Genomic DNA, 6777 nt, shown 5'->3' with positions numbered 1-6777 from the left:
GTCTCCCTCACCTTAAACCTTTTCTTCAATTCTTTACACTCTTATAAATTCCATTATTTTTTATGGATTAGATATTATCCTATCAGAAATATTTTTTCTAATATGATTTTGGGTCTACCGTCTAGAGCCCTCCTCTCGATCTCAGCCACCGTTTCATTTAATAGCGCGTCCTTCCCAAGTAACTCGGGGACGAGCGAGGTCACCACGTGATTGAATGAGAGTCTCATGGTATGACCTAGTGCTCGTCCCCTTTTTAGTGTTACTGATGTAGGATCAATTAAGTCACTTTCATTCTATAGAAATAAATAGAAATCGCAATGGAGCCCTAAATCGCCCTATTATGTTGGCGCTAAATTAATTAGTTAGCTTCACGTACATAAGACTAAAATAAATTTACAAGATGATTACTGATGCATCATTTTAGAAGATGTCATCCGCGGTAGATAAGTACGCTTATCGATGAGCAAATATATGTGTAAAGAAGACAGAATTCTTATTATATTGTAACTTAGAAACAATACCAATGAGGATTTTAATATCACCTCCGATGAGGTTTGGTAAGGAATTCCTTGGTGGAATGAGGAGAACGTTAGAAGTTTACAGCAGAATAGGAGAAGAAGTTTATTTATGTGTGGATGAAAGAACTTTGCCACAAGTAGATCCAGAAATATCTCCTTTAGTTTCAAAATTTCACTTAGTTAGTTCCTCAAGTACTGATAAGAAAACCTACTTGAAAGGATTCTTAAATTGCCTTAAACACGCTAGGAAAGTAGACGTCTTAATAAGCTATAGTGAGTATTCATTGAGCGTTTATTATACGTGGTTAGTATCCCTATTTTCTCGAAAACCTTTTATTGTGGTAGTTCATCATGTTACTGAAGAGATTAGAGGAAGCAGGTTCTTGCGTACTGTCATTGCAAAAAGTAATGGAATCGTTTGTTTAGATAATCCTGAAGTATATGAGGAACTAAAAAGTCTCTTTCCTAACAAGGTTATTTTAACTTCAACTAATGGCGTTAATGTCGAGGATTATTACACATCAGAGGAGAAAATATGCGACGGAATTTTTGTAGGAAATTACGGCGAGAGGAAAGGTTCAAAATATTTATTTCAAATATGGGATAAAGTTAATGAGAAAATTGACGCTAAACTATGTATTATAGGAAAAGGATGGAGCGAAATTCCTAAAAATTCCGTTTATTATGGTTTCGTGAGTGAAAGAGAGAAAATTGATTTGCTCGCAAAGTCTAAAGTCTTTGTTTTCCCCTCTTTGTATGAAGGCTTTGCCTTAGCAGTAGCTGAGGCCTTAGCTTCAAGTTTACCAGTCGTAACTTGGGATTTACCTTGGAGTAAGAGATACCCAGCGGCTGTAAAAGTAAAATTTGATGATGTTAACGCATTCGCCGATGAAATAGTTAAGTTGTTAAAGGACAAGAACCTTAGAAAGGAGATAGGAATGAAGAGTAGAGAGTTTGCAAAAACCTTAAGCTGGGATAGGGCAGCTAACACGGAAAGGGAAGCAATATATAAGATAATGAGCAAAAATCATTAATATTGTTTTTAAAAGCTTTGATATGTGTTAGAGCTATTTAAATTAGTCTTATCGCAAAGAAAATGCTTAGACAATTGGGTATCTACTATCTTTCAACTTCTTAGAATTAAGTACTTTCATTATCCTCCTGTGATTACATTAAAAAAAGGTAAAGGTAAAGTGAGTATTAAAGTATTTTCAACTGGGCATTATTATTATTTTCTTAAGAATTGTTATGAAGGTAAGATAAAGAGCTTTAGTATTTACGATAATGCTATTGAAATAAATGGTAAAATCGCTAAAATTGAGAGGAACGAATTAATTGGTGATTACATTTTAGCACTCTTGTACAACTGGGAAATTAGAGTAGGGTATTTTGAGAAAAATGGTATAAAATTTACAAGACTCCCTGTATCTGTCATTGAAATATTTGAAAATAAAGATTATGAAATGGAAGTCAAGGACAGGGAAGTTGTAGATATTGGAGCTAATATAGGAGATAGTTCAATTTATTTCGCAATTAATGGAGCGAAGAGAGTTATTGCGATAGAACCTTTGCCGTCAGCCTATTCAGAGTTACTAAAAAATATTGAACTAAACAATCTTCGGAACGTAATTATACCTTTAAATACAGCAATTAGTTCTAATGAGGGTGAAATGGAAGTACCATGCAATTACGAAATAAGTGATTCTATAACGTATTCAACTTCCTCTAATCAGGAAAATACAAATGAAATATGTAAAATACCCAAGATTACACTTAAGAAAATCTTGGATTACGTTAAGGATCCATATCTTTTAAAGATTGATTGTGAAGGTTGTGAATATGATTTAATCTTGAACGAATATAATAATGTCTCAGTTTTTGAAAACATTATCTTGGAATATCACACTATTAAAACTGGAATTCCGTATTCCTCTATTTTAAATAAATTATCTAGCGATTACGAGTGTAAAGTTATAGGATCTAAGAAATTGGGAAAAATGTACTGTAAAAAGCGAAGAATTGGATAGACAGAAAATATCGATTGTCTGAATATAGCTTGTCTGAGTGTTTTATCTCCAACACCAAACGCATCATCTAAGCTATAGTAACATTTTTAGGTTTTTTTCCTAGGGCGATTCAGAACTCTTTTGCGATTTCTATTTGTTTCTAATGGATGAAAGTGTCTTAATCCTACATCAGTAACGCTAGAAGGGAAAGAGTGCGGATATCATGTGACGTTATCTAAGATGATAAAATTGGAAGTTGATGAGTAATATTAATGAGAAATTGGCATGAGATAATATTATGAAGTCGCTTTCAACCGAGAAAGACCTTTTGCTCAAGGTTGATAAAGTCTCTCCATAGGAAACGTTTAGGGATAAACTTGAGTCACCTTACTCCAAGAAACCCAAGTGGGACGTTACATTACTCCTTAAAGAATCAAGTTCGTCTACGATATCTCTTGGTTAGAGGGAGAAATTGGGGATAACAAACGTTTACGAAATCCTTGGGCGAGAAAGTCCCACCAAAAAGCATTCTTCTCCTGCAAGAAACAGTCGTTGAAGAGGGAGAAACAATTTGGACAATTCTAATGAATGAACTCAACAAGGCCCTAGACAAGGTGATTAATGAGAATAAGGAAAGGGGTTTCGAACTTGAGGTAGGAAGGGAAAACGACAAATTCAAGGACTACACATAATAGATACATTCTTCCGCGAGGGAAAGAGGAGTTTTCAAACGGATCTAGAGAAGACCTCACTTGACATTGAGGAGATGAAATTTAACGACGATTTTCTCCTAATGAATTATACTGTTTCTAAGCCTAAGTACTTTACAGGACCTAGGAAGTTGGGGTAGGAAGCATGGTAAGTCCTACTTTGGTTTGTTGAAAGGAAGACTAATTTTATTTAAGGTTGGGTTTGGCTAATTTAAGTGATTTGGCCTTTTCCTTTGATAATGTAAAGCTCTTGGCTGTTAGGGCTTGGGCTTCTAAGGAGGACATCTTGGTTAAGGGTGTTAGTTATGCTAGGCTTCCAGTTGAGGGGGTTAAGATTAGGAAGGTAAGGCTTCGGCAACGACTTTGAGGGGTGCTGTGATAGAGGTCTTCTTCCTTGTCCTATATCGTGATCTTGAAGTAATATTGACGAGGATTAGGACATGGGTGCTAGTTAATTAACAGGGCTTACTTATAGTTTTAGTTATGAGTATAACAAAATCATACAATTATTTGTATAATACCTGTTAATGTATATATTATATAATCTTTTATAGTTGAATATAATGAGTAATATTATCGTAAGAAATATTATAATTAAGATAATTTTTCAATTTTGCTCAAGTTGGATAGCGTCACGTGATTGGATAGACATCTTATAGTATGATCTAGCGCTCGTCCCCTTTCAATGTACTAATGTAGGATCAATTAAGTCACTTTCATCCTATAGAAACACATAGAAATCGGAATGGAGTCCTAAATCGCCCATAAAGTCTAACACTAAAAGTAAAAATACTAACAAAAGGCTTAAATAAAGAAAATTATATGAAAAGAACCATGGGATTAATTAACAAACTAGGCAAATCTATGAGGTTTACGCGATTATCATTACGATTTGTTAATAATTGGTTTGATATTTTGTATCTTACAGTGACCAATAAAAGAGTTAATACTCTAGAAGTCGAGCTGAAAGACAATCTTAAGATATTTTTAAGGAGTGCTTACGATCTATATGTTCTTCTTAAGTTGTTAAAAAGAGGATGGAAAGTTAAGGAAGCATATTAGAATAACATTATTTTATGTAAAGAAATACGCTTAAATATCAGAACTAAGAACGGAGCGGACATTATACATTTAGACGAAATATATGAACGGAAAATCCACGGCAAATCATTTAGAGGAGTTATTTTAGATGTAGGCGCTTATAATGAAGATTTTTCGCAATTAAAGGGGCAGAAAAAGTTATTGCATTGGAGCCTTTTCCCGAGTCTTATGAACTTGGAAAATACAATATAAAAATTAATAATCTAGAAAGTCAGGTATTTTCATTACCATATGCATTAGCTAATTATGAGGGATATACAGAATTTATTATTTCTTCAGACAATCCTGCTGCAAATACTGTCAACTCTTCTCTTTACATTATTGGATCTGGAATGAAATTTGAGCAAAAGATTAAAAAGTGCCTACAATATCTCTTACATCTATAATTAAAAAATAATATTGATACTATATTCTTATTTAAGATGGACTGCGAAGGATGCGAATACACTGTGTTAAGAGATCTTCTCGTAGACATATTAAATAGGATAGAAAATATAATCTTAGAGTCTCATGATTACCTTAAGGATCTTCCAGACATTTTGAGAAAATCAGGGTTCAATGTAGACTATGAGGATAAACCTATATGGATTTTAAAGGTATACAAAAATGATAAACTTATTATTCAATTTAGCTAATTTTTGGTACTAATAGTAAAATGTATATAATTATAAATGATAAAAATTATTTTATTTAATACTTCAATATAGTTTTTAATTGAATAAATAACCATATAAAATCTATCTTTAAACACAAAGCTTAACTACTTTTTATACCTAAACCTTTAAAAATTTCCACAGTATTTACACTATGTGAATCCATTAAGTGGGGCACTGAAATTCCTTTCCACAACGTTATTTAACTCAGTTCTTGCATTAGCATTCTTCCTTGTAGCGGGGCACTTAGCTACTCCATCCTTTGTAGGAAAAGTTGCAATAATTCAACTTATGGAGACCATAACTGGAGCATTTTTCTCTATCCTCCCATACCAGTTAGTTACCAGAGAAGTTTCACATTCTTACGCTTCCTCTCAAGGTTATGATAAGATCGTCTACACATCCCTTTCTTACTCTCTCCTAGTATCTCCCCTCCTCCTTCTCCTCTTGTTCTTTTCGTCATATTTATGGATGTCTATCCCCTATTTCGTGCTCTATCTTTTCACAAACTATCAAGGCCAATTATTAACGGGCTTAGGTAAGTTTACTGAAGTTAATGTAGGTAATGCAGTTTTCACTATTTCCAGGTGGGGTTTTTCGATATTGGCAATTTTCTACCATAGTGTAGAGCTCCTAATTTTGATTTGGACTTTAGGGGCCGTAATGAAAGCTGTATACTATCAAATTTACCTCCCATTCAAGTTTTCTTTTGACAAGGCTACATTTAAGGAAATTGCAAAGGTAGGTTTTCCTATATACTTAACCGGTATCGTTTATTTCATTTCTGGTCAAGGGGACAGAGTAGTTACTGCTTTCCTTCTAGGCTCCTATTATCTGGGTATATACCAGTTAGTAGCCTTAGCTGCAGTTGTTCCATCAATGCTTACCTTGTCTTTCTCTTCTTCTCTTCTCCCCTCCTCGACGTACTATTACACAAAGGGAAGGGACATGAAAGAGATTTCCTCGATTAGCTTTAGAATTGTGACTCTAATTTCCCTACCCATGGCTATCTTAGGTTACGCTATTTCCCCTCTTTTCATTTCGAAGTTTTTCCCTCAATACGTGCCGGGTATTCCTTCAATGCAGTTGTTAATTCTGTCCTTAACTTCAACGATGCCGTTACAACTCTTATCGACTTTTATGATAGCCGCAAAAAAGAATTATAGACCTTTCATAATTATAGGCATTATTAGCGCAGCAGAGGTTGTAGGAGTGTCTTATTATCTTATTCCTAGGATAGGTATCTACGGAGCGGCAATTGCTCAAGCTTTTAACGCGATTATTACTTCACTCCTCTACTTACTCTTTTCTCATTTCCAAGGTGTATTCAAAATGGAAAGGAGGGAAATTGCAAGTCTTGCGTTAATAGGTTTTTCTTTTTTAGCTTTGACAAATTGGTGGGAAGTTATATTAATAGTAGTTCTTTTGGGTTTCAAATTGTTAGGAATAATAGGTAATGAGGAAGTTAAGGTAATTGAAGGCTTTACTCCCTATAGTTTAAAGAGGATAACCAGGATTCTTTATTTAATCGCGAGGCAGTGAAAGAGTCTGATAGTTAAGTTTCTACTAGCCAACAGCTGCTATATAGCGAGCTTTGTTAAATATTAAAATCAAAAGAGAACATTATACGACAAATAAGAGCAGACAAAACTCCTTTGGTATATTACCATTTATACGCTCTGTTATAAGATTGATAAGGAGGTCATAGGGAAATTCCTCTCATTCTCTTTCCTGGCCTTACAATTTTTCTTAGTCCTCCTTTTCCCAAATTACGTTAAGTTAGCAATAC

General features: G+C 34.2%; 7 protein-coding genes and 1 pseudogene. 7 read left to right on the top strand and 1 reads right to left on the bottom strand.

From position 1 onward, the window contains the following. Window positions 1-119: 119 nt before the first annotated feature. A pseudogene (locus WIW52_RS00140) lies at window positions 120-227 on the bottom strand (IS256 family transposase); the annotation flags it as partial. 296 nt (window positions 228-523) lie between these two features. On the opposite strand from WIW52_RS00140, the gene WIW52_RS00135 reads away from it, so the two are divergent. From WIW52_RS00135 to WIW52_RS00105, 7 genes are all read left to right on the top strand, one after another. Continuing rightward, on the top strand, window positions 524-1552 hold the full coding sequence (locus WIW52_RS00135) for a glycosyltransferase family 4 protein (protein ID WP_337707794.1): 1029 nt from the start codon (window positions 524-526) through the stop codon (window positions 1550-1552). Window positions 1553-1681: 129 nt separating this feature from the next. Further along, window positions 1682-2545 (top strand): FkbM family methyltransferase, encoded by an 864-nt coding sequence (locus tag WIW52_RS00130; protein WP_337707792.1) that lies wholly within the window; start codon window positions 1682-1684, stop codon window positions 2543-2545. Between the two features lie 479 nt (window positions 2546-3024). Further along, window positions 3025-3216: a transposase gene (locus WIW52_RS00125; protein ID WP_337707791.1), complete on the top strand. Its 192-nt coding sequence runs from the start codon at window positions 3025-3027 to the stop codon at window positions 3214-3216. Between the two features lie 220 nt (window positions 3217-3436). After that, window positions 3437-3601: a hypothetical protein gene (locus tag WIW52_RS00120; RefSeq protein ID WP_337707789.1), complete on the top strand. Its 165-nt coding sequence runs from the start codon at window positions 3437-3439 to the stop codon at window positions 3599-3601. 467 nt (window positions 3602-4068) lie between these two features. Beyond that, complete coding sequence (locus WIW52_RS00115) at window positions 4069-4296, top strand: hypothetical protein (RefSeq protein ID WP_337707788.1); 228 nt, start codon at window positions 4069-4071, stop codon at window positions 4294-4296. Window positions 4297-4757: 461 nt separating this feature from the next. Further along, window positions 4758-4970, top strand: coding sequence for a hypothetical protein (locus WIW52_RS00110; RefSeq protein ID WP_337707786.1), 213 nt, complete (start codon window positions 4758-4760; stop codon window positions 4968-4970). A gap of 174 nt (window positions 4971-5144) precedes the next feature. Then, complete coding sequence (locus WIW52_RS00105) at window positions 5145-6530, top strand: oligosaccharide flippase family protein (protein ID WP_337707783.1); 1386 nt, start codon at window positions 5145-5147, stop codon at window positions 6528-6530. Window positions 6531-6777 lie beyond the last annotated feature (247 nt).

This window comes from Stygiolobus sp. RP850M (assembly GCF_037389295.1).
Taxonomy (GTDB): domain Archaea; phylum Thermoproteota; class Thermoprotei_A; order Sulfolobales; family Sulfolobaceae; genus Stygiolobus.
Note: the sequence above shows the minus strand (reverse complement) of the source record. Positions and strands in the feature narration are given on the sequence as shown.

Excerpts from the sequence above, each read along its gene's own strand:
- WIW52_RS00135 (WP_337707794.1), top strand. The coding sequence starts at position 524 with ATGAGGATTTTAATATCACCTCCGATGAGGTTTGGTAAGGAATTCCTT.
- WIW52_RS00115 (WP_337707788.1), top strand. The coding sequence starts at position 4,069 with ATGGGATTAATTAACAAACTAGGCAAATCTATGAGGTTTACGCGATTA.
- WIW52_RS00110 (WP_337707786.1), top strand. The coding sequence starts at position 4,758 with ATGGACTGCGAAGGATGCGAATACACTGTGTTAAGAGATCTTCTCGTA.